Origin of the sequence: Brevibacterium litoralis (assembly GCF_040212315.1) — a bacterium.
Taxonomy (GTDB): Bacteria; Actinomycetota; Actinomycetes; order Actinomycetales; family Brevibacteriaceae; genus Brevibacterium; species Brevibacterium litoralis.
In genome coordinates, this window is record NZ_JBDIUY010000019.1 from 1 (window position 1) to 25,270 (window position 25,270).

General features: G+C 70.0%; 24 protein-coding genes. 8 read left to right on the forward strand and 16 right to left on the reverse strand.

Annotated features, from left to right (window positions below; genetic code table 11):
* The 3 genes from arc to AAD496_RS06300 all read right to left on the reverse strand — a co-directional run.
* Positions 1-1,663 (reverse strand): proteasome ATPase (gene arc / locus AAD496_RS06290; protein WP_349827810.1); only part of this gene is annotated, 1,663 nt, incomplete at its 3' end.
* Positions 1,660-2,880 carry a tRNA (adenine-N1)-methyltransferase gene (locus AAD496_RS06295; protein WP_349827811.1) on the reverse strand — a complete coding sequence of 407 codons (1,221 nt, stop codon included), beginning with the start codon at positions 2,878-2,880 and terminating at the stop codon, positions 1,660-1,662. The genes arc and AAD496_RS06295, both read right to left, overlap by 4 nt.
* Before the next feature lie 71 nt (positions 2,881-2,951).
* On the reverse strand, positions 2,952-4,112 hold the full coding sequence (locus AAD496_RS06300) for a site-2 protease family protein (RefSeq protein ID WP_349827812.1): 1,161 nt from the start codon (positions 4,110-4,112) through the stop codon (positions 2,952-2,954).
* A gap of 55 nt (positions 4,113-4,167) precedes the next feature.
* Here AAD496_RS06300 and AAD496_RS06305 point away from each other — a divergent pair, with 55 nt between their 5' ends.
* Positions 4,168-4,980, forward strand: coding sequence for a RecB family exonuclease (locus tag AAD496_RS06305; RefSeq protein WP_349827813.1), 813 nt, complete (start codon positions 4,168-4,170; stop codon positions 4,978-4,980).
* Positions 4,981-4,995: 15 nt separating this feature from the next.
* Here AAD496_RS06305 and AAD496_RS06310 read toward each other — a convergent pair whose 3' ends face one another.
* The gene (locus AAD496_RS06310; RefSeq protein ID WP_349827814.1) at positions 4,996-5,739 is read right to left on the reverse strand and encodes an HAD family hydrolase; all 744 of its coding nucleotides are present in this window, start codon (positions 5,737-5,739) and stop codon (positions 4,996-4,998) included.
* A gap of 156 nt (positions 5,740-5,895) precedes the next feature.
* Here AAD496_RS06310 and AAD496_RS06315 point away from each other — a divergent pair, with 156 nt between their 5' ends.
* Positions 5,896-6,747 carry a proteasome assembly chaperone family protein gene (locus tag AAD496_RS06315; RefSeq protein ID WP_349827815.1) on the forward strand — a complete coding sequence of 284 codons (852 nt, stop codon included), beginning with the start codon at positions 5,896-5,898 and terminating at the stop codon, positions 6,745-6,747.
* Between the two features lie 59 nt (positions 6,748-6,806).
* Here AAD496_RS06315 and mshC read toward each other — a convergent pair whose 3' ends face one another.
* The 3 genes from mshC to AAD496_RS06330 are packed head-to-tail and all read right to left on the reverse strand — an operon-like array spanning position 6,807 to position 9,699.
* Positions 6,807-8,057, reverse strand: coding sequence for a cysteine--1-D-myo-inosityl 2-amino-2-deoxy-alpha-D-glucopyranoside ligase (gene mshC, locus AAD496_RS06320; RefSeq protein WP_349827816.1), 1,251 nt, complete (start codon positions 8,055-8,057; stop codon positions 6,807-6,809).
* Between the two features lie 47 nt (positions 8,058-8,104).
* The gene (locus tag AAD496_RS06325; RefSeq protein ID WP_349827817.1) at positions 8,105-9,157 is read right to left on the reverse strand and encodes a protein kinase family protein; all 1,053 of its coding nucleotides are present in this window, start codon (positions 9,155-9,157) and stop codon (positions 8,105-8,107) included.
* Positions 9,154-9,699, reverse strand: a complete 546-nt coding sequence (locus AAD496_RS06330; protein WP_349827818.1) for a DUF3090 domain-containing protein — start codon at positions 9,697-9,699, stop codon at positions 9,154-9,156. Before AAD496_RS06330 ends, AAD496_RS06325 begins: the two co-directional genes overlap by 4 nt.
* Before the next feature lie 151 nt (positions 9,700-9,850).
* Between AAD496_RS06330 and AAD496_RS06335 the strand changes: the two genes are divergently transcribed.
* A complete protein-coding gene (locus AAD496_RS06335; protein WP_349827819.1) occupies positions 9,851-10,207 on the forward strand; it encodes a hypothetical protein in 357 nt (118 codons plus the stop codon).
* A 190-nt stretch (positions 10,208-10,397) separates the two neighbouring features.
* Here AAD496_RS06335 and AAD496_RS06340 read toward each other — a convergent pair whose 3' ends face one another.
* Positions 10,398-10,928, reverse strand: coding sequence for a GNAT family N-acetyltransferase (locus tag AAD496_RS06340; RefSeq protein ID WP_349827820.1), 531 nt, complete (start codon positions 10,926-10,928; stop codon positions 10,398-10,400).
* 82 nt (positions 10,929-11,010) lie between these two features.
* Complete coding sequence (locus tag AAD496_RS06345) at positions 11,011-12,012, reverse strand: aldo/keto reductase (protein WP_349827821.1); 1,002 nt, start codon at positions 12,010-12,012, stop codon at positions 11,011-11,013.
* 84 nt (positions 12,013-12,096) lie between these two features.
* On the opposite strand from AAD496_RS06345, the gene AAD496_RS06350 reads away from it, so the two are divergent.
* On the forward strand, positions 12,097-12,924 hold the full coding sequence (locus tag AAD496_RS06350; RefSeq protein WP_349827916.1) for an undecaprenyl-diphosphate phosphatase: 828 nt from the start codon (positions 12,097-12,099) through the stop codon (positions 12,922-12,924).
* Between the two features lie 204 nt (positions 12,925-13,128).
* On the opposite strand, the gene AAD496_RS06355 is transcribed toward AAD496_RS06350, so the two are convergent.
* The gene (locus AAD496_RS06355) at positions 13,129-14,022 is read right to left on the reverse strand and encodes a histidine phosphatase family protein (protein ID WP_349827822.1); all 894 of its coding nucleotides are present in this window, start codon (positions 14,020-14,022) and stop codon (positions 13,129-13,131) included.
* 97 nt (positions 14,023-14,119) lie between these two features.
* Here AAD496_RS06355 and AAD496_RS06360 point away from each other — a divergent pair, with 97 nt between their 5' ends.
* Together AAD496_RS06360 and AAD496_RS06365 are read left to right on the forward strand one after the other, a co-directional pair.
* Positions 14,120-14,323 carry a DUF5703 family protein gene (locus AAD496_RS06360; RefSeq protein ID WP_349827823.1) on the forward strand — a complete coding sequence of 68 codons (204 nt, stop codon included), beginning with the start codon at positions 14,120-14,122 and terminating at the stop codon, positions 14,321-14,323.
* Positions 14,320-15,387 (forward strand): DMT family transporter, encoded by a 1,068-nt coding sequence (locus AAD496_RS06365; RefSeq protein WP_349827824.1) that lies wholly within the window; start codon positions 14,320-14,322, stop codon positions 15,385-15,387. Before AAD496_RS06360 ends, AAD496_RS06365 begins: the two co-directional genes overlap by 4 nt.
* Positions 15,388-15,563: 176 nt before the next feature.
* On the opposite strand, the gene AAD496_RS06370 is transcribed toward AAD496_RS06365, so the two are convergent.
* The 4 genes from AAD496_RS06370 to AAD496_RS06385 form a co-directional block, all read right to left on the reverse strand.
* Complete coding sequence (locus AAD496_RS06370; protein WP_349827825.1) at positions 15,564-16,898, reverse strand: M20/M25/M40 family metallo-hydrolase; 1,335 nt, start codon at positions 16,896-16,898, stop codon at positions 15,564-15,566.
* A 51-nt stretch (positions 16,899-16,949) separates the two neighbouring features.
* Entirely contained in the window at positions 16,950-18,302 is a 1,353-nt protein-coding gene (locus AAD496_RS06375) for a M20/M25/M40 family metallo-hydrolase (protein WP_349827826.1), read from the reverse strand.
* Between the two features lie 251 nt (positions 18,303-18,553).
* Positions 18,554-19,327 carry an ABC transporter permease gene (locus AAD496_RS06380; RefSeq protein ID WP_349827827.1) on the reverse strand — a complete coding sequence of 258 codons (774 nt, stop codon included), beginning with the start codon at positions 19,325-19,327 and terminating at the stop codon, positions 18,554-18,556.
* Positions 19,324-20,097, reverse strand: a complete 774-nt coding sequence (locus AAD496_RS06385) for an ATP-binding cassette domain-containing protein (RefSeq protein ID WP_349827828.1) — start codon at positions 20,095-20,097, stop codon at positions 19,324-19,326. The genes AAD496_RS06380 and AAD496_RS06385 overlap by 4 nt, the downstream gene beginning before the upstream one ends.
* Before the next feature lie 413 nt (positions 20,098-20,510).
* Here AAD496_RS06385 and AAD496_RS06390 point away from each other — a divergent pair, with 413 nt between their 5' ends.
* Both AAD496_RS06390 and AAD496_RS06395 read left to right on the forward strand, forming a co-directional pair.
* A complete protein-coding gene (locus AAD496_RS06390) occupies positions 20,511-21,782 on the forward strand; it encodes an NAD-dependent epimerase/dehydratase family protein (RefSeq protein WP_349827829.1) in 1,272 nt (423 codons plus the stop codon).
* A gap of 54 nt (positions 21,783-21,836) precedes the next feature.
* A complete protein-coding gene (locus AAD496_RS06395) occupies positions 21,837-23,024 on the forward strand; it encodes a glycosyltransferase family 4 protein (RefSeq protein ID WP_349827830.1) in 1,188 nt (395 codons plus the stop codon).
* Positions 23,025-23,084: 60 nt separating this feature from the next.
* On the opposite strand, the gene AAD496_RS06400 is transcribed toward AAD496_RS06395, so the two are convergent.
* The gene (locus AAD496_RS06400) at positions 23,085-23,801 is read right to left on the reverse strand and encodes a hypothetical protein (protein WP_349827831.1); all 717 of its coding nucleotides are present in this window, start codon (positions 23,799-23,801) and stop codon (positions 23,085-23,087) included.
* 129 nt (positions 23,802-23,930) lie between these two features.
* A complete protein-coding gene (locus AAD496_RS06405; RefSeq protein ID WP_349827832.1) occupies positions 23,931-25,235 on the reverse strand; it encodes an LCP family protein in 1,305 nt (434 codons plus the stop codon).
* Between the last annotated feature and the right edge of the window lie 35 nt (positions 25,236-25,270).

Below are 25,270 nucleotides of genomic sequence, written 5' to 3' on the forward strand. Positions count from 1 at the left end.
GGGTGCCCGCGGCCACGGCCGGCTGGAACCCGTCGCCGTGGTGCATGCCGCGCAGGTGCGTGATCCGCTCGCCCTTGCGGCCGCTGATGCGGGCCCACTCGTCGGGGTTCGTCTCGTTGGGCAGGTCCTCGTGTTCGGCGAACTCCTCGGCGATGGCGCGCTCGAAATGGTCCATCCGCAGGCCCCGCTCGCCGGTCGACAGGAGGTCCTTGATGGCCTCCTTCTTCGCGCGGTCGACGACATTGGCGATCATCGCGCCGGAGGCGAAGTCGGAGAAGTAGAGCATCTCCGTCTGGCCGGTGGCGTAGGTGACCTCGACGAAGGAGTTGCGCTCGGAGCGCTCGTACATCCGCGCGACGGACCGCTCGATGAGGGAGGTCGCAGCCGCGGTGGTGGACCCGGCGGCGGACACCTCGTCCGCGTGGAGCGGCAGGGCGTCGGTGAGGTACTTGGAGAAGATGTCCTTCGCGGCCTCCGCCTCGGGCCGTTCGATGCGGATCTTCACGTCCAGGCGACCGGGGCGCAGGATCGCGGGATCGATGAGGTCCTCACGGTTCGAGGCGCCGATGACGATGACGTTGTCCATCCGCTCGACACCGTCGATCTCGGTGAGCAGCTGCGGGACGATCGTCGTCTCGACGTCGGAGGACTTGCCGGTGCCGCGGGTGCGGAACAGCGACTCCATCTCGTCGAAGAAGACGACGACTGGCGAACCTGCACTCGCCTTCTCCCGGGCTCGGGAGAAGATCATGCGGATCTGGCGCTCGGTCTCGCCCACGTACTTGTCGAGCAGCTCCGGGCCCTTGATGTTGAGGAAGTAGGAGCGCACGCGGTCGGCATCGGAGCCGGCTCCGCTCGCCTGCGTCGTGGCAGTCCCGGCCCGGCGCTGGGCGAGCGAGTTCGCCACCGCCTTGGCGATGAGCGTCTTGCCGCACCCGGGAGGACCGTAGAGCAGGATGCCCTTGGGCGGCTTGAGGCCGTGCTCCTGGTATAGGTGCGGGTGTTCGAAGGGGAGCTCGACGGCGTCCTGGATCATGTCGATCTGCGCCGAGAGGCCACCGATCGAGTCGTAGGAGATGTCCGGGACCTCCTCCAGCAGGAGGGAGGCGACCTCGGGCTTCTCGATCTTCTCGGTCGCCACGTGTGTGCGGGTGTCGACGAGCACGTGGTCGCCGATCCGGACCCCGGCCTCCACGAGCGGGGTGGCGAGCTGGTAGACCTGCTCGTCGTCACCGGGTGTGCCGATGAGGACGCGGTCACCGGTGAGCATCTCCCGCACCGGGTAGACGTTGCCGACGGTCGAGTAGCCCTCGACACCGATGACGACGAGGCCCTCGGACAGCCGCACGTCGACACCGGGGACGAGCGTGTCCACCTCGACGTCCGGAGACACGGCCAGCCGCATCCGACGGCCGGACACGTTGACGTCCACGGACCGGGTGTCGTCCTCGTTCGTCACCACCTGGAGAACGGTGCCGAAGGTGTTCGGCGGTTCCGAGAGTTTCTCGGCCTCCGCACGGATCCGCACGAGCTCCTCGCGGGCGGTGCGCAGGGTCTTCGAGAGCGCCTCGTTCCGCTTGCCGGCGTTGAACAACTGCTGGCGCAGCTGGGCGGTCTCGGTGCGCAGCCGCGACAGATCGCCGTCGGCGCGGTCCTGTGTCATCGGTCCTCCTGTGGGGAATCCTCGGGGGAAGTGTGGGGCGTGTGCGGCGCCTCGGGAGCGTTCGGCGCCTCGGGCGCGGGGTCCTGCGGGGTGTCAGCGTCGCCCGCCTTGTCGACGGCGCGTTCGCGTTTGCCCACTTCACGAATAACACGTCGCAGTTTCTTGGGTGTGGGCTTCCGCATGCCGAGAGAGTCCTCGGTGATCTCGCCACCCTCCCAGGCGGCGCGGTCCTCGGGCTTCGGTTCGGCGGCCTGGGGGCGTTTCTTCTTCTCGATCGGGGTCTGCCCGGGTGCGTAGCGGCGGGCCATGATGAGGAACCCGGAGTGGCCGACCATGCGGTGTTCGGGGCGCACGGCCAGGCCTTCGAGGTGCCAGCCGCGGATCATCGACTCGAAGGCGGTGGGGTCGGTGAAGTGGCCCGAGGCCTTCATCGCCTCGGCCGTGCGGGAGAGCTGGGTGGCCGTCGCGACGTAACACATGACGACACCGCCGGGCGCGAGCGCGGTGGCGACGGCCTCGAGGGTCTCCCAGGGGGCGAGCATGTCGAGGACGACCCGGTCGACGGTGCCCGGGGCGAAGGCCTGCGGGAGCTCCTCGACGAGGTCACCGACGGTGAGCCGGTGTGCGGGGTGCTCGCCGCCGAAGAAGTCCCGGATGTTGCCGGCGGCGATCGTGGCGAACTCCTCGCGGCGCTCGAAGCTGTGCACGAGTCCGTGGTCGCCGACCGCCCGCAGGAGCGAGAGCGAGAGGGCACCGGAGCCCAGGCCCGCCTCGACGACGGTGGCGCCGGGGAAGATGTCGGCCATCGTGACGATGTGGGCGGCGTCCTTGGGGTAGACGACGGCCGCGCCACGCGGCATGGAGAGCACGAAGTCCTCGAGCAGCGGGCGGAAGACCTGGTAGGCCACTCCCCCGTCGTTCTCGACGACGATCCCCTCGGGACGGCCGATGAGGTCGTCGTGCCGCACCTGTCCCTTGTGGGTGTGGAACACCTCGCTGCGGTGGAGGACCACCGTGTGGTAGTGCCCCTTCGGGTCCATGAGCTGGACCTTGTCGCCGACCTTGAGCGGCCCGCGGCGGTCGGTCGCCCCGGTGGGTGCCGGTGCCGCCGAGGCGACCGCGGAGTCGGTCGGCCCCGTGGCGTCGGTGCCCGTGGAGTCGGGGGTCGCGGCCGGGGTGCCGATCGGCAGGGCGGGATCGTGGGATTCGGAGTTCATTCCCCCGAGTCTATTCCCGCAGGTCGACCGGTGTCGCGGAGGGAGGTCGGGGCGGGCGCAGTCGGTCCGGTTCAGTCCGCGAGGAGTTCGTCGAAGAACTCCTGGAGGTCGATGACGCCGCACAGACTGGACGAGTCCATGACGAGGCAGAACCGGGCCTTGGGGCGGTGGGTGAGCGACTCCAGCAGGTGCGGTGCCGTGATGTCGCGGGGCACGCCGATCCACGGGCCGAGCGGGCGGGCGAAACCGCTCACCGGCCGCGAGGCGCCGGCGGGCACCTGGGAGGCTGCGTGCCGGTCGAGCAGTCCGAAGGGTAGCCCCTCGTCGTCGAGCACGACGACGAGCGTGGAGCCGGGCCCCGGCCCTTGGGAGTCGGCGAAGGCGAGGGTGCGGTCGACGTCGGCGTCCCAGGTGGCGGCGATGGCCGGCTGGATCACCTCGGCGAGGTCGTAGGTCTCCATGCGCCGGGCCCGGCGGGCGTGGGCGAGGGACTCCCCGGCGGAGAACCACAGCATCGCGGCGATCGCGCCCATCCACACGACGTTGAGCAGATTCGGGCTCTCCCCGCGCAGCAGCGGCGGGAGGAGGGCGTACCCGACGAAGGCCAGGGCGATGGCGCGGCCCACCCAGCCGGCGACGAGCGTGCCGGTGTACTGACTGCCGGTCGCCCGGGCCACGAGCGCCTGGAGCGCCCAGCCGCCGTCCAACGGGATGCCGGGCAGGAGGTTGATGAGTCCGAGGGCCGCGTTCGCGATGGCCAGGGCCAGGAGCAGCAACCAGGCGATGGACCCCATCGGGGTGACCTGCATGCCGATCCAGGCGAGGACGGCGAGGACGATGTTGACCGCCGGGCCGACGATCGAGATGAGGAACCCGGAGCGGTTGGATTCCCGCTGGTCCGTCTCGATCCGGGGTTCGAAACGGGTGAACCCGCCCCACACGTTGAGTTCGATCGCGGCGACGCGCTGACCGAGCATCTGCCCGACGACGCCGTGCGCGAGCTCGTGGAGGAACACCGAGCTGAACAGCAGAACGGCGTAGAGGAAACCGATGACCCACGCCCAGACCCCCAGGTCCGGCCGTACCGAGTCGATCCACGGGGAGAAGAGGACCGTCATGAGGACGGCGGCGAGGAACCACGACCACGAGAGGATGACCGGAGCGCCGAACACCCGGCCGAGAGTGAGGCCGGTCGAGGCTCCGGAGGTCCGTGAGGAGGGGGTTTCCGGCATACCTTCCAGGTTATCGGAGAGATGTGTGTCCGAGCGTGAGGTTAGGGTTGTCGGCATGGTCGAACTCGTCGCACTCTCACCGTCCCGGGCCAACGATTTCGTGTCCTGTCCCCTGAAGTTCCGCTTCCGGACGGTCGACAAGTTGCCGGAGCCGCCCTCGCCCGCGGCCTTCAAGGGAACACTCGTCCACGCGGTGCTCGAGCACCTGTTCGAGGAGCCGGCCGCACGCCGGACCTACGAGGTCGCGACGGAGAAGATCGCACCCCTCTACACGGAACTCGCGGCCGAGAAGCCCGAGGTCTCCCAGATGTACCCGACGGACGCGAATGTGCAGAAACTGTTCCGCGAATCACAGGGGTTGTTGCAGGCATACTTCGGCCTCGAGCTGCCCGACAAGCTGGAACCCGCGGACCGGGAGAAGTTCGTGTCCACCGAACTGAGCAACGGTCTCAAGCTCCGGGGCTTCATCGACCGCGTGGACGTCGCGCCCGGCGGTGAGGTCCGGCTCGTCGACTACAAGACCGGCAAGGAACCGAAGCCGCAGTACGCCCGGGAGGCGGAGTTCCAGATGCGGTTCTACGCCCTGCTGCGCCACCGGCAGACCGGCGAACTCGTGCACACGCTCCAGCTCATGTACCTGGGCAGTGGCAGCATCAAGCGCATGCGCCCGCAGGAACAGGACCTGGAGCGGGTCGAGAACGAGATCCTCGACATCTGGCGGGACATCGTCGCGGCGGCCGAGTCCGGGAAGTGGCGGCCGCGCAAGTCACCCCTGTGCAACTGGTGCCACTTCAAGAGCATCTGCCCGGCCTGGGGCAACACTCCCCCGGAGCCACCGGAGATCACCCGGATCGTCCCGGCGGCCTGAGGCGCGGGGTTCGCGTCACACCAGGGGCGCGGTGATCCGATCGAGATCGGTGGGCGTCACACCGGCGAGGGTGTCGATGAGGACACGGTCCGGGTGCTCGGGGTCCGCCGGTGGGTCGAGTGCCACGTCGTGCGGGATACCGACGGCCCGTGTCCCGGCGGCGACGGCACTCGTGATCCCGGGGACCGAGTCCTCCAAGCCCACACAGGCGGCCGGGTCGAGACCGAGCAGGGCCGCTCCGGCCAGGTACGGCTCGGGGTGTGGCTTGCCGTGGGTGACGTCGTCACCGGCGACGATCCCTCGGAAGGTCCCGGAGGGCACCGCCTCGAGGACCGTCTCGGCCAAGCGGCGGTACGACATCGTCACGAGGACGCAGGGCACCTCCGCCTCCCTGAGCGCGGCCAGCAGCTCCTGGGCACCGGGACGGAACGGCACGTGCTCGGCCACCCGCGCGCTCACACCGTCGAGCAGGGTCTCGACGATGACCTCGGCCTCCATCTCCAGGCCGTGGTCGATGAGGATCCGGGCCGAGGTGATGAGGTCGTTGCCGACCATGAGCAGCTGTTGTTCCTCCGACCAGCTGAGACCGTGGGCGGTCATGAGCTCGTCGATCGCCTCCATCCAGTAGTGCTCGGTGTCGACGAGCGTGCCGTCCATGTCCCACAGGACGGCGGAGTACGAGAGCGCGGTCGTCGTCGCGGTGGACACAGAGGTGTCAGTCGACGCATCGGAAGTCAGAAGGGTGTCGCGGGGGTCCATGACTCCATCCCACCACAGGTGTCCGCAGGGACCGGCCCGGACCGGGCACGACCGGAGGCGATTTCCCCGACAGTTCGACCGGTGTTCGCCGGCGTACCTGTTCCCCTCGCCACACCGCCGCCCGGCGCCGACCCGCGCAGTTGTACGGTGGGGTCCATGAGTTTTCTGCCCCCTGCCGGATCCCGCCTGGTCGTCATCGCCTTCGAGGGATGGAACGACGCCGGTGAGGCCGCCGTGGACACGGCGCGCCACCTCGTCGAGGAATGGGACCTGCAGCTGCGGTCGACGACGGACTGCCAGTCGTATTTCGACATGACCTTCATCCGCCCGGTCCTCCACCGGGGTCCCGAAGGCCCGACGATCGATTGGCCGCAGATGCGCCGGTTCGGCGGCACCGTCCCCGGTTCGGACACCGAGATCGAGGTGTGGGTGGGTGTCGAACCCTCCTACCGCTGGCAGGAGTTCGTCGACGAGATCCTCGCCGACCTGCGCGAGGGCGACCACGTGATCCTGCTCGGTGCGCTGCTGGCGGACGTCGTCCACACCCGGCCCCTGCCGGTCTCGCCCTCGACCGAGTCGACGCAGGTCCAGGCCGCGCTCGGCATCCCGGCCGCCGAGTACGAGGGGCCGACCGGCATCATCGGCGTGTTCGCCGCGGACCTGTACCGGCGCGGCGTTCCCGAGGTGTCCCTGTGGGTGGCCGTCCCCGGATACGCGGCCACGACCCCGAACCCCAAGGCGATCCTCGCCCTGCTCGCGACCTTCGAGGAGATCACCGGGCTCGTCGTCGCCCAGCGCGAACTCGTCGAGGAGGCCCGCGCCTGGGAGGCCGGGACGGACGCGATGGTCGAGGACGACGAGGACCTCTCAGAACACGTCGAGCGCCTGGAGGGGATGACGGATGCCTCCGAACTCCCGGAGGCCAGCGGCGACGCGATCGCCCGCGAGTTCGAGAAGTACCTGAGCCGCCGCGAGGACGGCCGCGGCCACCCCGGCGAACAACGCTGAACACACGATTCAGGCCCGCACCGGAAAGGTGCGGGCCCGAATCGTGTGTGAGGAGAGGATCAGCCCTGCAGGTCGATCCCCAGGAGTGCGTCGACGGCACTCACGACGAGGGCGGTGTCCGCGTCGGCGGGCGCCTCGGTCGCGGAATCGGCCCAGACGTCGAGGACGTCGAGCGCGGTCGGGGTGTCCAGGTCGTCGCGGACGGCCGCGCGGAGATCCGTGAGCACCTTCTGTGCGTCGACACCGCTCCCCTGACCGGCAGCGGCCTTCCAGCTCGCCAGGCGATCCTTCGCCCGGGCCAGGAGGGCGTCCTCGTACATCCAGTCGCTGCGGTAGTGGTGGGCGAGCAGGACGAGACGGACGGCCTGCGGGTCCTCCCCGTCGGCGCGGAGCTCGGAGACCTTGACCAGGTTCCCGCGCGACTTGCTCATCTTGTGGCCCTCGTAGCCGACCATGCCCGTGTGCATGTAGTGCTCGGCGAAGGGCGTGCCGGTCGCGGCGGTGGCGTGGGCGGCGCACATCTCGTGGTGCGGGAAGACGAGGTCGGAGCCGCCGCCCTGCACGGTGAGCGGGAAGCCCGCGTAGGTGCCGGCGATGACGGCGCACTCGATGTGCCAGCCGGGTCGACCCTCACCGAGGGTGCCGCCATCCCACTTCGGCTCGCCTTCACGGGCCGTGCGCCACAGGAGGGCGTCGAGCGGGTCCTCCTTGCCAGGGGTCTCCGGGTCGCCGCCGCGTTCGGCGAACAGCTCGTCCATCGTCGCCCGATCCATGCGGGACTCGGAGCCGAAGGGCGGGGTGATCTCGGTGGCCGTGCGGTAGTAGACGTCGCCGTTCTCCAGGCGGTAGGCCGCGCCCTTGGCGAGCAGGCCTTCGACCGCCTCGATGACGAGCGGGATCGACTCGACGGCGCCGATGTACGACTTCGGCGGCACCACGCGCAGCGCCTCCATGTCGGAGCGGAAGAGCTCGATCTGGTCGGCCGCGAGGTCGCGCCAGTCGACATCGGTGGCCGTCGCGCGTTCGAGAAGCGGGTCGTCGACGTCCGTGGTGTTCTGCACGTAGGTGACGTCGAAACCGGCGTCCAGCCAGGTGCGGACGAGCACGTCGAAGGCGACGTAGGTGGCCGCGTGGCCAAGGTGGGTGGCGTCGTAGGGGGTGATCCCGCAGACGTAGAGGCGGACGGCACCGTCCGTGCCGTCGGCGGTCACCGGCCCCCGGGCGGAGGTCGAGAAGACCACGGGCGCGCGGCCGGTCTCCTTCCCGGATCGGGGCAGGGTGGGCACGGTGGGGGCTGACCAGGATCTCACCGGGTCAGCTTACGAGTCCGGTCCCGGATTCCCCAAGATCGGGCCGGTCACAGCGGCGGCCACGGGAGCGGGTAGCGGTCCTCGGGTGGGTGGGGGAACTCACCCGCGGCGAGCATTCCGGCCGCCCGGGCCTGCAGGGAGGCGAGCCCGAGCGGGTCGTCGAGGACCTCCCGGAGCGCGTCGAGAACGCTCGGATCCTCGACCACGCGACGCAGCGCGGCCGTCTCGACCTCGTCGAAGGGCGTGCCCGCGAATCCCCAGAGGACCGACCGGACCTTCGGCTCGGGGTGGAACGACAGGCCGTTGTCGATCCCCCACACGTCGGGCGAGTCGCCCGGTTCGAAGGAGTACTGGCCGTACAGGACGTGCGAGCCCTTCCGGTCGGCGTTGTTCGCCAGCAGGTCGAAGAACGCCAGTCGGCGCATCCGCTCCCCCGTGCGGTGGGCGACGTACACCGGGGTGCCGTCCTCGGTCGTGCCGGACACGACCGGCGCCCACGGCGGGACCCCGTCCGGTCCCGGCACGAACGGCCCACCGGGCCCCAGCGCCGAGGCGGGGAACAGGGAGACGAGATCCCGCCCCTCGGCGGCCGCGAAGTCGTCCTCCGCCGCCGAGGCGCCCTCCCCCTCGCCGACGGACGTGTCCGTGGCCGGGGTGCGGGGCGCCTCGGGAGCGGTGTCTGGGTCCGGCTCGTCGTCGATCGGCACCTGCTCGACGTAAGCCTGGAGCGAGCCCTCGCCACGGGGAGCGTCGGTGCGCAGGACGGTGGGCGGGACGACGTCGAGGTCGAGAACGGCCGAGAGGACGTGGGCGGCGACCTCGCGGTCGGCCAGGGTGCCGTAGGGGAAGTCGTGGAGGGGCGCCTCGCCGGCGCGGGGCTTGTAGACGGCACGGACGGCACGCGGGGCGGGGCCGGGGACGGACTCGTCGACGTCCTCGGCGACGACGACCAGGTAGGTGTCGTTGCTCGCCTCGGGGATCCGGCCGAGGACGGTGATGCGACCGGTGCGCAGGAGGGTAGCGACCGACTCGCGGGCGGTGACGCGGGGTGCCTCCGGCCGGGGCGCCTCGGCGGGCGGGGTGTCGGACTCCGTCCTCACCGGGCGACTCCGTTGAGCCGGGGGCAGACGTGTCCTTCCGGGTCGAGCGGCAGGGAGCAGTAGGGGCAGTCCTCGCGGCCGGCGTTGACGACCTGCTCGGCGCGGCGGGCGAACTCGCGGGCGGACTGGGCGTCGAGGACCACGCGCAGGCGGGCGCGGTCGTCCTCCTCGCCGTCCTCGGGTTCGGACTCGGCGACCTCGAAGCACTCGACGACCAGGTGCCCCGCGGTGGTGTCCCAGCTGAGGCTCATGGTGCCGACGCGGAACTCCGCGTCGACCGGCATGGTGAGGCCGGCGTTGTCGGCGCGGGCGGGATCGGCGACGACGGGGATGGTCGAGGGAGCGTCGGACCGGGCGCGGACCATGTCGAGGAGTTCGTCGGTCTTCTCCCCCAGCAGCTCCGCCTGTTCCTTCTCCAGACGGACCGAATGGACGGTGGTGCCACTCATCGCCTGCAGGTAGAAGGTGCGTTCGCCGGGCAGGCCCACGGTGCCCACGACGAAACGGTCCGGGTGCGGGTGTTCGAGGAGGAGTCCAGCCATGTGGTCCAGCGTAGTCGCGTGGGTGGGAGTGCGTGTGTGGTGGTCTGGTGGCGGGTGCAGCGGGTGGGGATGTGGGGAGGGCCGCAACCGGGCCGGAAGTATGGCCGCCGGCCGTGTCCACGGGGAGGTGGGAGCGGGTACATTTGTCCACATGAGCCTTGAACCCGATGTGGCACTCGAGAAGTTCCTCGAAGCCGTCCGTGCCCACTATGCCGCTGCCTCCCGCCGGGCCTCGGATTCGGACCCGCGGGTCGAGGCGAGCTACATGGAACTCGCGGACGCCTTCGAGCTCTACGAGGACGCCCTCTACACCGCGTTCGACGAGGTCACGCCCTTCGAGCTGTTCGACGACGTCGAGGACGCGAAGGACAACGCCGACCTCGACGACGAGGCGGACGAGGACGACGATGACGACGACTTCGAGGACGATCTCAACGACGAGGAGGACGACTACCTCGACGACGACGAGATCGATCCCGACGGCGAGGGCCGCGTCTCCGACGACTGAGGTTGAGAGCTGAGGTCCGACGCCGCGCTGGTCTGAACCGCGCTGCCCTGACCCGCGCTGGCTGTGCTCCGCGCCGGCCACACCCGAAGCCGCCCCGATATCGTTCACGACCCCCGCTATGTCGCGACATAGTGAGGGCCGCCGACGATATCGGGGCGGTTTCGTGTCGAGGAACAGGGGCGGAATTGCGCTACCCGCTGATCATCCGGACCTCGGTGTGTCCGTCCTCCGTCCGGCTGTGTCCGTCGTACACGAACCCGTTCTTGGCGTAGAAGGCCTCCGCGCGGGGATTGTCCTGCAGGACCCAGAGACTCGCCGGCTGGCGATCGACTTCCGGCTCGGGCGCCTCACCGGGTCCGGGACCGAGAACGGCGTCGAGGAGGGCCTGGCCCGCGCCGCTCCCGTGCAGGCGCGCGAGGACGTACAACGCGAAGAGTTCGTCCGTGTCCGCCAGGTCCTCGTCGCGCGATGGACCGGCGAGGGCGAATCCGACCGGCTCGTCATCGGAGGCAGCCACGGCCACCCGAGGTGGCCGTCCGGAGGGACCGGGGTCACCGCCGAGGATCCGCTCCCACATCCGCAGCCTCCCGGTGTACGCCTCCTCGCTGAAGTGTCGCTCGTCGAAGCGACCGCTGTAGGTCTCGCGCCATGCGTCGATGTGCACGCGGGCCAGAGCCGGGGCCATGTCGGGTGTCGGAGTGGCGAGTGTGTATTCGGGCATGCGGTCGATTCTCCCACTCGATGTGTGAGGAATAACCGCCTCCGAGGCCGAGACGCCGTAGTGACTCACCCCGGCAGGCAGTTCACCCCGGCAGCGAGATCTCGTCGAGGGCGCGGCGGATCTCGGGTTCGAGGTCGAGGTCGCTGTCCAACACGCGTTCCAGCTGGTCCACCGTGCGCGGACCGACGAGCGACGAGGCGACCGGGAGCGACCGGTTCCAGGCGAGTGCCACGTCGAGCGGCTCGACTCCCAGGCCACCGGCCGCTCGTGCCACTCCCTTGACGATCGCGTCGGTCGAACCGCCCAGGTGTTCGGCGGTCCAGGCCGCGTGCACGCTGTCGGGACCGAGTCCCATCCGTGAGTCCTGCGGCGTGCCTTTGAGGTACCGCCCGGTGAGCACTCCCCGTCCGAGCGCTGCCCCGGCCACGAGACCGATACCCATGTACTCCGCTGCCTCGAGCAGCGCCGAACGGTCGGACCGCGCGGTTCGATCGGACCGGACGACGAGCGACATCTCGGTCAGCGCCGCGACGACGGGGATCCCGGCGCCCCGGAGACAGGCGATCTGCCAGGCCGACATGCCGGCACAGGCGACATAGCCGACCGCGCCGTTGTCGAGCAGCGTCCGCACGGCCGAGGCGGTCTCCTCCACCGGCGTGTACGCGTCGAACCCGTCGAGCACGAGGACGTCGAGGCTCGGCAGGCCACTGCGCTCGAGCAGCAGGTCGACCGCCCCGAGCAGTGCGCGACGGCCGTGGTTCGGGGACGCGCCACCCGGAACCCCGGACCCACCCGCCGCAGTGCCGCAACCCCCGACACGCGCGAGGACCGCGATCTGGGAGGGGATTGTCAGCTCATGCAGTACGTCACAGGCGGGTGCGGACTCGTGGGGAGCCTCGGCGGCGGGGGAACCCGGCACGAAGGGGGCGGGTGCTGCCACCTCGAGCACGGTCCCACCTGCGCGGGCGTAGGTGTCGACGAGCGCCTGGGCGGTCGGCACGTCTACGCGCCCTCCCCATTCCCGGGTGCCCAGACCCGTCGAGGAGAACTCCAACCCGGATCGTCCCACGCGCCTGTGCTGCATGCTCCCGCACACTACCCGAAGGGCGCGCGAGTATCCTGGCCGACGGTCATCAGCCGCCTCATCAGGAAAGTTGTCTACATGATCATGGATTGGGTCGTCGCGGCCGTCCTGGGCGTCGTGCAGGGTCTCACGGAGTTCCTGCCCATCTCGTCCTCGGCGCACGTGCGGATCGTCGGCGAGTTCATCAACGGGGGCGACGACCCCGGAGCCTTCTACACGGCGATCATCCAGATCGGCACGGAAGCGGCGGTGATCGTGTACTTCTGGCGGGACATCGTCAACATCGTCACCAAGTGGTTCAAGGCGTTGTTCGGCAAGCACGACCGCAAGGATCCCGAGGTGCGCCTGGGCTGGCTCATCATCATCGGCTCAATCCCGATCGGCGTCCTCGGCCTGCTCTTCGAGGAACAGATCGAGACGACCTTCCGCTCCCTGTGGATCGTCGCGACGATGCTCATCGTCTTCGGCATCTTCCTCGGCCTCGCCGACCGTCTGAGCCGCATCCAGTTCGAGATCCACGACATGACCTGGAAGAACGGCATCCTCTACGGCCTCGCCCAGGCACTGGCCCTCATCCCCGGCGTGTCCCGGTCCGGCGGCACGATCACCGCCGGCCGTCTCATGGGCTTCTCCCGCCCGGCCGCCGCGCGCTATGCGTTCCTGCTGGCGATCCCCGCCGTCATGGCCTCGGGGCTCTACGGCGTGGCGAAGAGCATCGGCGAACCGATGGTCCTAGGCTGGGGCCCGACGATCCTCTCGACCGTCATCTCCTTCGGCGTCGGCCTGGCCGTCATCGCCTGGCTGCTCAACTACCTCAACACCAAGTCGTTCATGCCGTTCGTGATCTACCGGATCGTGCTCGGCGTCGTGATCTTCGTGCTCCTCGGCACTGGGGTGCTCTCCGCGACCTGACCCGGACTGATCCGGCACCCCACCGCCCCGACAGTGCCTGACGCCGCCCCATCCCCGGCACCCCACCGCCCCGACAGTGCCTGACGCCGCCCCATCCCCGGCACCCCACCGCCCCGATATCGTTCACGGCCCTCGGAATGTCAGCACATTCCGAGGGCCGTGAAGCACATCGGGGCGGTTGCGGGAGTCGGGTGGTTGTCGGGGTCAGACTCCCCCGCCGATGACGCCGGGTTCCGCGGTCCGGGACCTCCCGGACACCTCCCGCGCTCCCGAGGCGCCCTGCCCTCCGGCCCCCGCGTCGGCCGTGGCGGACCCCGAAGTCGTCTCCGCGACCGGCTCCGACGGGAGCGGCACCGTCACGGACATGGCGGTGACGGTCGGTGCACCCTCGTCGGGGACGTGGATGCAACTGAATGAGCCGGGCGCGACGGCCAGCCGCTGGAACTCGTCGAGCGGCATCCCGAGCGCGTGCGCGAGGATCGCCTTGATGACGTCCCCGTGCGAGACGAGCACCCCGACCGACGGTGGCGGGGGTTTCGGCTTCTCGCCCGCAGACCCGGCCCTCTCCGAGGCCGTACTCTGCCCGTCCGGTTCCGATCCGGCGACCGTCGCCACCTTCGCTTCCGCCGCACGGCGCTCGTGCTCGGCCTTGAGCCGTGCCGCGTCCTCCCGCAGGAGTCCGACGGCACGGTCGAAGGCTGCGATCGCCCGGGTGGATGCGACGGCGAGTCCCTCACCCTCGGGGAACACCGCCTGCGACGGGGTAGACCGGACGGTCTTCCACAAGGGTTCGTCCGTGAGTTCGGTGACTTTCCGCCCGGTCCAGGCGCCGTAGTCGATCTCGACGAGATCGGGATCCTCGACCACCTCGGGTGCTCCTCCTGCGAACCCCTCCAGGAACAACTCGGCGGTCTGGATACACCGGTGGAGCGGGGACCGGTGCACGAGGACCAGTCGGTCGGTCGGGACGTACCCGCCGAGCGCGCGGGCCTGCCGGACACCGGCCGGGGTGAGCTCCACCCCGGGCGTGCGCCCGGCCAGGACGCCGCCGACGTTTGCCGTGCTCTCGCCGTGCCGGACGAGCAGGATCATCACCATGGCGCCAGCCTAGGGGACGAGGAGTCTCCGTGACACGCCCTGATCCGGCCCGGTTCCGCGGTGTTACTCTGCGGGTTCGAACGTGTGAGGAGGATCCGTGAAGCGCACACGAACCCCGATGGAGTACGAGTTCCGCACCGTGCGGGTCGGCCGTGACACCCCGCGGAACGAGACCCGCCGGTTGCTCACCGAGGAGGCCGAGTACGGCCGGTGGGAGCTCGAACGCACCCGCATCGGTCTGAGCGGGAACCGGACCTATCGACTGCGACGGCGGGTCGTGCGAGTGCAGCGCACCGCATGACCCCGTCCTCCCACTCCCCTGCATCCCCGTCCGGACCCGGCTTCGGATCCGGACCCGCCGGCACCACCCCGACCTCCGGCACGACGACCCCGGGGCGCCTCCCCAGCGCCGCCGTCGTCCCGCTGAGTGCGGTACTCACCGTCGCCATCGGCGGCGCGATGTCGCTCCAGGGTCATGCGAACGGATCGCTCACCGGTGTCCTCGGCAACGGAGTGTTCGCCGCGACCGTGTCGTTCCTCGGCGGCCTGGTCGTCGTCGCGCTCGTCGCCCTGCTCACCCGGAACAACCGCCGGACCGTCGCGAACGTGTGGCAGTTGGGCCGCTCGGGACAGTTCCCCTGGTGGATGATGCTCGGCGGTTTCGGCGGGTCGACCGTCGTGATCTCCCAGGCCTTCACCGTTCCGCTGTTCGGCGTCGCGACCTTCACCATGTCCTTCGTGTGCGGTCAGCTGCTCGGCGCGCTCGTGGTGGACAACACCTCGCTCCCGCCGGCCGGGCGACAGCGTCCCACGCTCCGCCGCGTGATCGGGACGCTCATCGTGCTCGTCGGGGTGGGGATCTCCTCGGCGGGTGTGCTCGCCCAGGGGATAGCCTGGTGGGCTCCCCTGTTGCCTGCGACGGCCGGTCTGCTCACGGCGGTCCAGCAGGCGTGCAACGGCCGCCTCAAGGTGGCGTCCGGGTCGACGGTGGCCTCGACCTTCACGAACTTCCTCACCGGCTCGTTCCTGCTCGTCGTCGTGAGCGGGGTCCTGTTGCTCTCGGGCACCCGGATCATCGGGTCCCCGGACCTGCCGGGCGACTGGTGGATGCTCATGGGTGGGCTCTACGGCCTCATGTTCATCGGCTATTCCGCGATCGCGGTGGCGCACCTGGGTGTCCTGCTCCTCAGCCTGTTCAGCCTGCTCGGAAACCTGTTGGGTTCGCTCGCCATCGACCTCACAGTCTCCGCCGCGCAGACCGCGGTCACCTGGGAGACCTACGTGTCCATGCTCGTCGTCGTCCTGGGCGTGACGATCTCCTCGGTCCCCCGCCTGCCGGGTCTCTCCCGCCGCGCCCGCAGCTGAACGGGCCGGACCGGCCGCACGGACCGGAGCCGAGCGCGCCGCCGAGGCGCCCTGCACTCTCCATGTCATCTGCCGCACAGATGCCCGGCAGTCACACAGGACTACCGGGCATCGGTACGGCACTGTGCAACGAGGTTGCAGGGCGCCTCGGCGGCGGTGCGGGATGGGCCCGCCCCTCAGGCCTCCAACATGAACCGCCCGAGCACGCGGCACCCGAAGGTGAGCGCGGAGACCGGCACGCGTTCGTCGACTCCGTGGAACATGGCGGGGAAGTCGAGATCGGCGGTGAGCTGCAGGGGCGCGAACCCGTAGCCCTCGATGCCCAGCGGCGCGAGCGCCTTGTTGTCGGTGCCGCCGGAGAGCGTGTACGGCAGGACGACGGCGTCCGGGTCCTCGGCGAGGAGGGCGCGCTCCATGGCGTCGAAGAACTCGCCGGAGGTCGGCGACTCCAGGGCCTGCTTGTCGATGTCGCGTTCGATCGTCACGTCAGGACCCGCGAGCTCGGAGACCGTCTCGATGAGCGACTCGTGTTCACCGGGCAGGGTCCGGCAGTCGATGAGGGCCGAGGCGGTCCCCGGGATGACGTTCTGCTTGTACCCGGCGTTCATCATCGAGGGGTTCGAGGTGTTCCGCAGCGTCGCGCCCACGAACTTCTCGACCGAGCCGAGCTCCGCGAGCAGCTCGCCGTAGGTCTCGGCGGTGAACGGGATCCCGGTGAGCTCGGAGACGCCCTCGAGGAGCATCTGGGTGGCCTTCGGCAGGCGGGTGGGCCACTCGTGGGTACCGATCCGCGCGACCGCCTCGGCGAGCTTGGTCACCGGGTTGTCGTCGTTGATCTGCGATCCGTGCCCGGCCGTGCCGGAGGCGATGAGGCGCAACCACGCCATGCCCTTCTCCGCGGTCTGGACGAGGTAGACCCGCTTCCCGCGCACCTCGGCGGAGTAGCCACCGACCTCGGAGATCGCGTGGGTGGCACCGGCGAACAGCTCCGGATGGTTCTCGGCCATCCACTGCGAGCCGTAGACGGACCCGGCCTCCTCGTCGGCGAAGAAGGCGATGATGATGTCGCGCCGGGGCGTGAGTCCCGAGCGCATCATGGTGCGCACACACGCGATGATCATCGCGTCCATGTCCTTCATGTCGACGGCGCCGCGGCCCCAGATGAGCCCGTCCTTGAGGACCGCCTCGAAGGGGTCGACCGACCACTCGGAGGCATCGGCCGGCACGACGTCCGTGTGGCCGTGGACGACGAGGGCGCCGGCCTGCGGGTCGGTGCCGGGGATCCGGGCGACGAGGTTGGCCCGGCCCGGAGCGGACTCGTGGATGACGGACTCCAGTCCGACCTCGGCGAACTTCTCGGCGATCCAGTCGGTGGCCGGCCTCTCCGGGTTCGCCTTGCCGTCACCCCAGTTCTGGGTGTCGAACCGGATGAGTTCGCGGCAGAGTTCGACGACCTCCGCCTCGGCGCTCGCGAACAGGTTCTCGGCAGAGGTGGGGGCAACGTCCGTCATGTGGGGATCTCCGTTTCCGTGGGGATGGAATGTCGTACGCCGGTGATCTTCTCACGCCTCCAGGAGGAACCGACCGAGGGCCCGGGCGCCGAACTCCAGGGCGGAGACGGGCACACGTTCGTCGACGCCGTGGAACATGGCCGGGAAGTCGAGGTCGCCGGTGAGCTGGAGGGGCGCGAACCCGTAGCCCTCGATGCCCAGGAGTGCCATCGATTTGTTGTCGGTCGCGCCGCCGAGGGTGTACGGCCAGACCTCGCAGCCGGGGTCCTCGGCCTTGAGCACACGGCTCATGGTGTCGAACAGGCGGCCGGTCATCGGGGCCTGGAGCGCGGGGAGCTGCCGGACGATCTCGACCTCGACGGAGTCCGGGACGAGGCCGCGCAGCGTCGTGACGAGGGATTCCGCGTGGTCGGGCAGGACACGGCAGTCGATGTACGCCTCGGCCGTGCCGGGGATGACGTTCTGCTTGTAGCCGGCGTCGATCATCGTCGGGTTGGAGGTGTCGACGAAGGTCGCCTTCACCCATTTCGCGGCCGGACCGAGCTCCGTCAGCAGCGCGTCGGTGTGCTCAGCGTCGTCGGCGATGCCGGTGAGTTCGGCGACGGCGGAGAGCAGACGGCGGGTCGCCTCGGGAGGCTGGGCCGGCCAGTCGTGACGGCCGATGGCGGCGATCGCCTGCGCGAGAGCGGTCACCGCGTTGTCGTCGTTGATCTGCGATCCGTGTCCGGCGGTGCCCCGGGCGCGCAGGGTGATGCCGACGTTCCCCTTCTCGGCAGTCTGGACCAGGTAGGCGCGCGTGCCGCGGACGTCCGCGGAGTAGCCGCCGACCTCGGAGATCGCCTCGGTCGCGTCGCTGAAGAGTTCGGGGTGGTTCTCGACCATCCAGCGGGCGCCGAAGTACCCGCCGGCCTCCTCGTCGGCGAAGAACGCGACGATGAGATCGCGGCGCGGTCGCAGGCCGGTGCGCATCATGGTGCGCACGGCGGCGATGATCATCGCGTCCATGTCCTTCATGTCGACCGCACCCCGGCCCCACACCATGCCGTCGCGCACGACGCCGGCGAAGGGGTCGACCGACCAGTCGTCCGCGTCGGCGGGGACGACGTCGGTGTGGCCGTGGACGACGAGGGCGGGCGCCTCGGGGTCGGTGCCGGGGATCCGGGCCACGAGGTTGGCCCGGCCGGGAGCGGACTCGAAGATCTGCGACTCCAGGCCGACCTCGGCGAACTTCGCGGCGATCCACTCGGTCGCGGGGGCCTCCGGGTTGGCCGTGCCCTCGCCCCAGTTCTGGGTGTCGAACCGGATGAGGTCACAGCACAGGTCGACCACCTCCGCCGCGGCCGGGTCGAAGGGGTGGGGATCGGTGCTCGGGGTCGTGGTGGTGCGGGTGGGGAGTGTGGACACGGAAGCTCGTCCTTCGGGGTCGGGGATGGTGACGTGGGGATCGTCACATCATAGGTCGGGCCGGGTGTGGACGTGTTTCGACCCCATGACAAGTGTCCGGCCGCCGCCCGAGGGGTTTCCGACCCTCTCGACGAGTCCTCCCTACGAGCTCGATGTCGTTCGACGAAGCAGATGTCTCGTAGTCACGTATGACTACGAGACAAGAGTCCTGCGAAACGACATCTCCCTCGTCATCGTGCGGGCACGGCACCTCAGTCTCGGAGCATCCCGCGGGTGGTGAAGTACCGGCCGGCGCCGAAGCGGAGGACCAGGAACGTACAGATCCCGACGGTGCCCAACTGCCCCAGCAGCACCGCGATCTGGTACCCGATGGCCGCGAAGGGGTCCTGACCGGCCAGGATCTGTCCCGTCATCATCCCCGGCAGGATGACGATCCCGGTCCCGAGCATGCTCGTCACCTGGGGCAGCACTGCACTCTCGAAGGCCTGGGCGACGACCGGTCGGACCGCCACCGGCACCGCAGCGCCGAGGGCCAGGGAGTCCTCGATCTCCGCGCGTCGGACCTCCATCCCCTCGCCCAGGTTCTTCACCGCCAGCGCGATCCCCGTCATCGCGGCACCGAGCAGCATCCCGGCCACGGGGATGACGAACCGTGGGTCGAACCACGGATCCGGCGTCATGACGAGCAGCAGGAACCACGCGAGCGACACGACCGTCCCGGCCACGAGCCCGCCGGAGACCACCCACCGCAGTCCGGGAGGCGGGTTCTCCGGCAGCCGACCGAGCACCGTCCACACCGCGAATACCTCCATGACGAGGAGGACGAGCCCGATGAGCCAGGGCGAGGGATGCGCGAACACCCACCCGAGCACGAGCCCGACGAGCACCAACTGCGCTGTCATCCGCACGCAGGCCCACACCATCCGCCCACGCCCGGGCACCCGGACGAGGCTCATGAGCGCGAGCGTCGCGAGGACGAGCACCCCCGCCAACGCCACCTGCCACCATGTGAGCGCCGTGTTCATCGGTCCTCCTCGTCGACCTGCACCCGACCGTCCCGGCCGAGCCGGATCACGTGGTCGACGTGGGGAGTCGCGAGCGCCTCGTCGTGGGAGACGAGCACCGCCGAGGCGCCCCGGGCCCGGATCCTCGCGAGTACCCGTGGCATGACGGTCCGGGCCGTGGTGGCGTCGAGGGCGGAGGTCGGCTCGTCGAGGAGCACGACCTCGGGCCGGAGCAGGAGGACACGGCCGAGGGCGACTCGCTGGGCCTGCCCGCCGGAGATCCGTGTGACGTCGCGCCCGAGGAGGTCCGTGGAATCCCCGTCCCGGGAACCCCCGTCCCCGGGATCGCAGCCCTCCGACCCCACGTCCCCGAAGCCGAGATCGTCGAGGACCGCACGGAGGTCCGCTTCGGAGGGAGTGGCCACCCCGCGCATGCGGTGTCCGGTCAGGAGTGCGTCCCGCACGGTGCCGGTGCGCATCACCGGAGTCTGCGACAGGAGTGCGACGCGACGACGGTGTGCCACGGGGTCGACCCGGTCGAGGTCGTGCACGGTACCCGCGGCGTCCGTGTGCGCGACCGTCCCGGTGGTCGGCGCGCGGAGGAGCGCGAGGATCCGCAGCAGGGTCGTCTTGCCGGTCCCGGACGGACCGAACACGGCCACTGCTCCCCGCGGGATCACGAGGTCGTCGACCCGCAGACCCGAGGGGTGTGTGATCCCGGAGAGCCGGAACAGCGGAGTGTGTCCGGCCGCACGGCCCGACGGTGGGGACGAGGAAAACGGAGAGGTCACGTGGGAGAGCTTAGGTCCAGGGCGCCTCGACCGCGGTCCGGGCACGGAGGGCGGGGTTGCGTCGGGGATCGGTCCAGGGCGCCTCGACCGCGGTCCGGGCACGGAGGGCGGGGTTGCGTCGGGGGTCGGACCAGGGCGCCTGGACGGCACCGCGCCCTTACGGGTCGCCCCCGGTCCACCCGGTGCTCATCCCCCGTTCACGTGCGTCTGCAGGCATTCATCCGGCGCGCCCCGCGTCGATTTCACCCCGGGGTCACCGGAACCGATAGGCTGCCGGGGACAGAACCACGCCGGGCACTCCCGGTCCCACGTCCACGACGCCGCCGCCGACGAACCGCAGCCGCAGCGCACAGGAGGTGGCGGCCGGTTCCTGAAGCCCGCGCGTCGGTCCGTGAGAGATCGAGGAGAACCGAGTGAAGACCATCGTCTTCGGTGGGGACGGCTTCTGCGGCTGGCCCACGGCACTGCACCTGTCCGCGCTGGGCCACGACGTCATGATCGTCGACGACCTGTCCCGCCGTGCGATCGACGAGGAACTCGGTGCGAGCTCGCTCACGCCCATCGCCTCCGTGGAGGAGCGCCTGAACGCCTGGACCGAGGTGAGCGGCGGGAAGACGGTCGACTTCCGCAAGATCGACGTCGCCCAGGACTACGACGGTGTCCTCGCCCTCCTCCAGGAGTACCGCCCGGACAACATGGTCCACTTCGCCGAGCAGCGCGCCGCGCCCTACTCGATGAAGGACGCGCAGCACAAGCGTTACACCGTGGACAACAACGTCAACGCGACGCATAACATCCTCGCGGCGGTCGTCGAGTCCGGGCAGGACATCCACGTCGCGCACCTGGGCACCATGGGCGTCTACGGCTACGGCACCGCCGGTATGAAGATCCCGGAGGGCTACCTGGACGTCCAGGTCATCGCCCACGAGGACGCCGAGGGTAACCCGGTCGACCCCTACCCGATCGACCAGCAGATCCTCTACCCGTCGAACCCGGGCTCCGTCTACCACATGACGAAGGTGCTCGACCAGCACCTGCTCGCCTTCTACGCGAAGAACGACAAGCTGCGGATCACCGACCTCCACCAGGGCATCATCTGGGGCACGAACACCGAGCAGACCAAGCTCGACGAGCGCCTGGTCAACCGCTTCGACTACGACGGCGACTACGGCACCGTGCTCAACCGGTTCCTCATGCAGGTGGCCGTCGGCTACCCGCTCACTGTCCACGGCACCGGCGGGCAGACCCGCGCCTTCATCCACATCCAGGACATGGTCCGCTGCGTACAGATCGCCCTGGAGAACCCGCCGGCCGCCGGCGACCGGGTGAAGATCCTCAACCAGATGACCGAGACGCACCGTGTGCGTGATCTGGCGAAGCTCATCTGTGAGCTCACCGGCGCCGAGATGGAGCTCGTGCCCAACCCCCGCCAGGAGTCGGCGGAGAACGAACTCCACGTGACCAACCAGACCTTCCTCGACCTCGGCCTGCAGCCGACCACGCTGAGCAACGGTCTGCTCCTGGAGGTCGAGGAGACGGCCGAGCGCTACCGCGACCGCGCCGACCTCGACAAGATCCCCAGCCGTTCGCTGTGGACGAAGAACCAGGCCGCCGGTGTGCCCTCCAAGTTCGCCGACTCCGACGCCTCCCAGGCGCCCTCCTCCGCCGAGGCGCCCGCGGGCTGAGCCCGCCCGCGACGGACCGCACACGGACAGCGGACACCAGGGACAGCGGACACCATGCGCATCGCCCTCTTCACCGAGACCTTCCTGCCGAAGATCGACGGGGTCGTCACCCGCCTCATGGGCACCCTCGACGAACTCGCCGGGATGGGTCACGAGGTCGTCGTGTTCGCCCCCGGTCATCCACCGGCCCGGTACGCGGGTTTCCGGGTGGAGCCGGTGCGGTCCGTGTCGTTCAAACCCTGGTACCCGGAGCTCAACGTCGGGCTGCCGACCCCACGGATCGCGCGGACGATGGAGCGGTTCCACCCGCACGTCGTCCATGTCGTGAACCCCGTGTGGTTGGCGGCCTACGGCGCCCTGTCCTCCCTGCGGCGTGACCTGCCGATGCTCGCCTCCTTCCACACGGACGTCCCGGAGTACACCCAGCGACTGGGCCTGAGTGTGCTCACGAACGCGACGACCTCGTGGATCCGGCAGATGCACAACCTGGCCGAGGTCAACCTCTGCACCTCGCAGCAGATGGTCGAGAAGGCCGAGGGCCTGGGCATCGGCAACGTGAATCTGTGGCCCAAGGCCGTCGACACCCGTGGCTACACCCCGGACAACTACTCGGCGGACATGCGTTCCCGCCTCACGGAGGGGCATCCGGAGGACAAGCTGCTCGTCTACGTCGGGCGGATGTCGAAGGAGAAGGACCTCGACGTCCTCCGTCCCGTCATCGAGAACGCCCCTGCCGGCACGCGCCTGGCGATGGTCGGCTCCGGTCCGCACATCGAGGAGTTGAAGGCCGAGTTCGCGGGGACGAACACGCTCTTCACCGGGTACATGAGCGGGAAGGAACTCGCCCAGGCCTATGCGAGTGCCGACGTCTTCGTGTTCCCCTCGACGACGGAGACGCTCGGGCTCGTGGCCCTGGAGTCGATGGCCTCGGGCGTGCCGGTCGTCGGTGCCGACGCCGGCGGGATCCCCTTCGCCGTGCCGGACGGGGTGGGCGGTCTGCTCGCCGCCCCGCGAGATCCGGTCGACATGTCCGCGAAGGTCAACCGCCTGCTCACCGACGAGGCCGAACGCGCCCGCCTGGCCGCCGGGGGACGCGAGAACGTCCTCCAGTTCGGCTGGCGCGAATCGACGGAGAAGTTGGTGCGCCACTACGAGGAGGCGATCGACCTCCACTGGACCGACCACGTCGAACCGCGCTGGCGCATCAAGACCTTCGGCAAGCCGATGCCGCGCGCGTTGTGAGTGCAGCCGCGGGCGATCTGAGTGCCGCGCGCTGTTCGAGCACAGCCGCGCGCGGTCTGATCACTCCGCGGACGCCTTCGCGTCCTCCCAACTGCCGAAGTGGTTCCGCACCGCCGCCCCCGAGGGGTGCCGGCGCCCGGCGGTATTCTCCTCCTTCGCCCAGGCCGTGAAGGCCGCGAAGCTGGCCGATCCCCCGGCCTCCTCGACGTGTGCGAGGAAGGTGCGCATCACGGCACGGTAGTCCTCCGGGGAGAAGCGACCGCTCCCACGGGCACGCCCCGCGTTCCCCGCTCCCGAGGCGCCGGCGGAGTACCCGACGGCGTCCATCGCCTCGTTCCAGTACCCACCGCCGAGCACCTTACGGACCGTCTGCGAGGTGGGCGGCCACACCCGGCTCCCCGCACGCGAGGTGCTCCCCGCTCCCGAGGCGCCCGACCCGCCGTCCAGCACCTCGGCCCTCCCCCGGTCGTAGGCAGCGGCGCTGAGCGTCTGCGCCCGGCCGGTCGCGACGAGCGTGAGGGATCGGCTGATCGCCGCACGCACCTCGGCGTGGGACAGGCCGATACCCGCGAGGAAGTCCGAGGTCACCGCCGCGAGAACGGAATCGACCTGCGCAGTCACGTCGAACTTCGCAGTCACGTCGACCTGTACTGCGAGGTCGGCCTGGTCGGTGATTCCACTCCCGTCCGCCGGTGGTGCGTCATCGGAGTGAAGTCGGCCGTACACCAGGTGCACGGCGGCGCGGACGGATTCCGGGGTGAAGGTCGCGGTGGCCATGACCCCCGACCTTATCTCCCGGCGGCACGGGAGTGCCGTCGGAGCAAGGCGGAGGAGCGAAGGCGTACGCGGTTTTTTGTACGTCGAGCGATCGACAACGCAGCTCCGGCGGTGCTCCCGTGTCGCTGGTCAGTTGTTGAGGCGGCCGTCGGAGAAGTCCTCGAAGACCTCCTGGACACCCTCGTCGTTCACGAGGATCGACTGGCCGTCGCTGCTCGTGCCGAAGGGTGCGTCCGGGACGGTGTGCCCGACCTTCGTGATGTCCGTGTGGTAGAGCCAGGCGGCGAAGGTGAGCATGTCCGAGGCTTCCACGTTCGTCTCGACGTGGGGGTCGACGAGGTCGAGGGAGGTCGCAAGCGCCTGGGGCCCTTCGTCGAGGGCCCGACCGGCGAATCCGAGCAGCGCGATGCCCTGGTGGAAGCTGCGGTCGAAGTCCCCGCCGGGCAGGGTCTTGCGTTCGCGGACGTACATGAGGGCGGTGACGGCGTCCATGACGGACTCGCCGACCGGCACCACCTTGTCGTCGCGCTCGACGTGGACCGGGGCGTCGACGGGCAGTCCGCCCATGTCGTCGACGATCGCCTGGAAGCCCTCGAACCCGGTGAGCACGTATCCGTCGAACTCGATGTCGGACAGGTTCGTCACCGCCTGCTGCATGCCCTCGGGGCCGTCGAAGACGAGCGCGGCGTTGATCTTCGAGTGGCTGCCGCCCTCGCGTTCCACCCACATGTCGCGGGGCACGCCGACGATCCCGCCGCCGCCCTCGCCGTCGATGCCGACCATCTGGATGGCGTCGGCGCGGGTGTTCGTGATGCTCTCGCCCTCCTTCTCACGGGCGTCGGCGCCGAGGAAGAGCAGGTGTCGGGCGTCCTCGCCGAGTGCGGGGTCCTCCAGATCCATGCTCGGCCACCAGCCCCCGACGATCGTCCACTCGCCGCGCTCGTCGGACTCGCCTGCCTCCTCGGTGCCGTCCGTGTCCTCGGCGTCCGTCTCGTCGTCGCTCTCCTCGTCAGCGGACACCGCGAGGGTCACGTCGTCCTCGTGGACGACGACTGCCACCTCCGCACCGTTCCAGTTCCCGGTGGTCGCCTCCAGTTCGACGGTTCCGGCGGAGGTGACGCGTTCGTCCGCGGCGCCCTGGGCGGCCTCGCCCACCGCGACGTCCTCCCCGCGGTACCACCCGGAGACGAGCGAGGCGAGGTCCGCGTCCAGGTCCCCGGTCTCGACGTCGGGCACCTCGGGCGTCGGGGTCGCCTCCGCGGTCGAGGTGCCCGCCGACAGTGTCTCGGGTGTCTCCTCGGCCTCCCGTCCCCCGGTGCATCCGGCCAGCAGAGCGAGTGCGGTGAACCCCGCGACGGAGGCGCCGGCGAGACGACGTGGCGTGCCGCGGGTGGCGCCAGAGGCGGGAGCGTGCGAGCGGGAACGAGTGGTCATGCGCGAGTCCATGTGACCATCCTCGCAAATCTCCG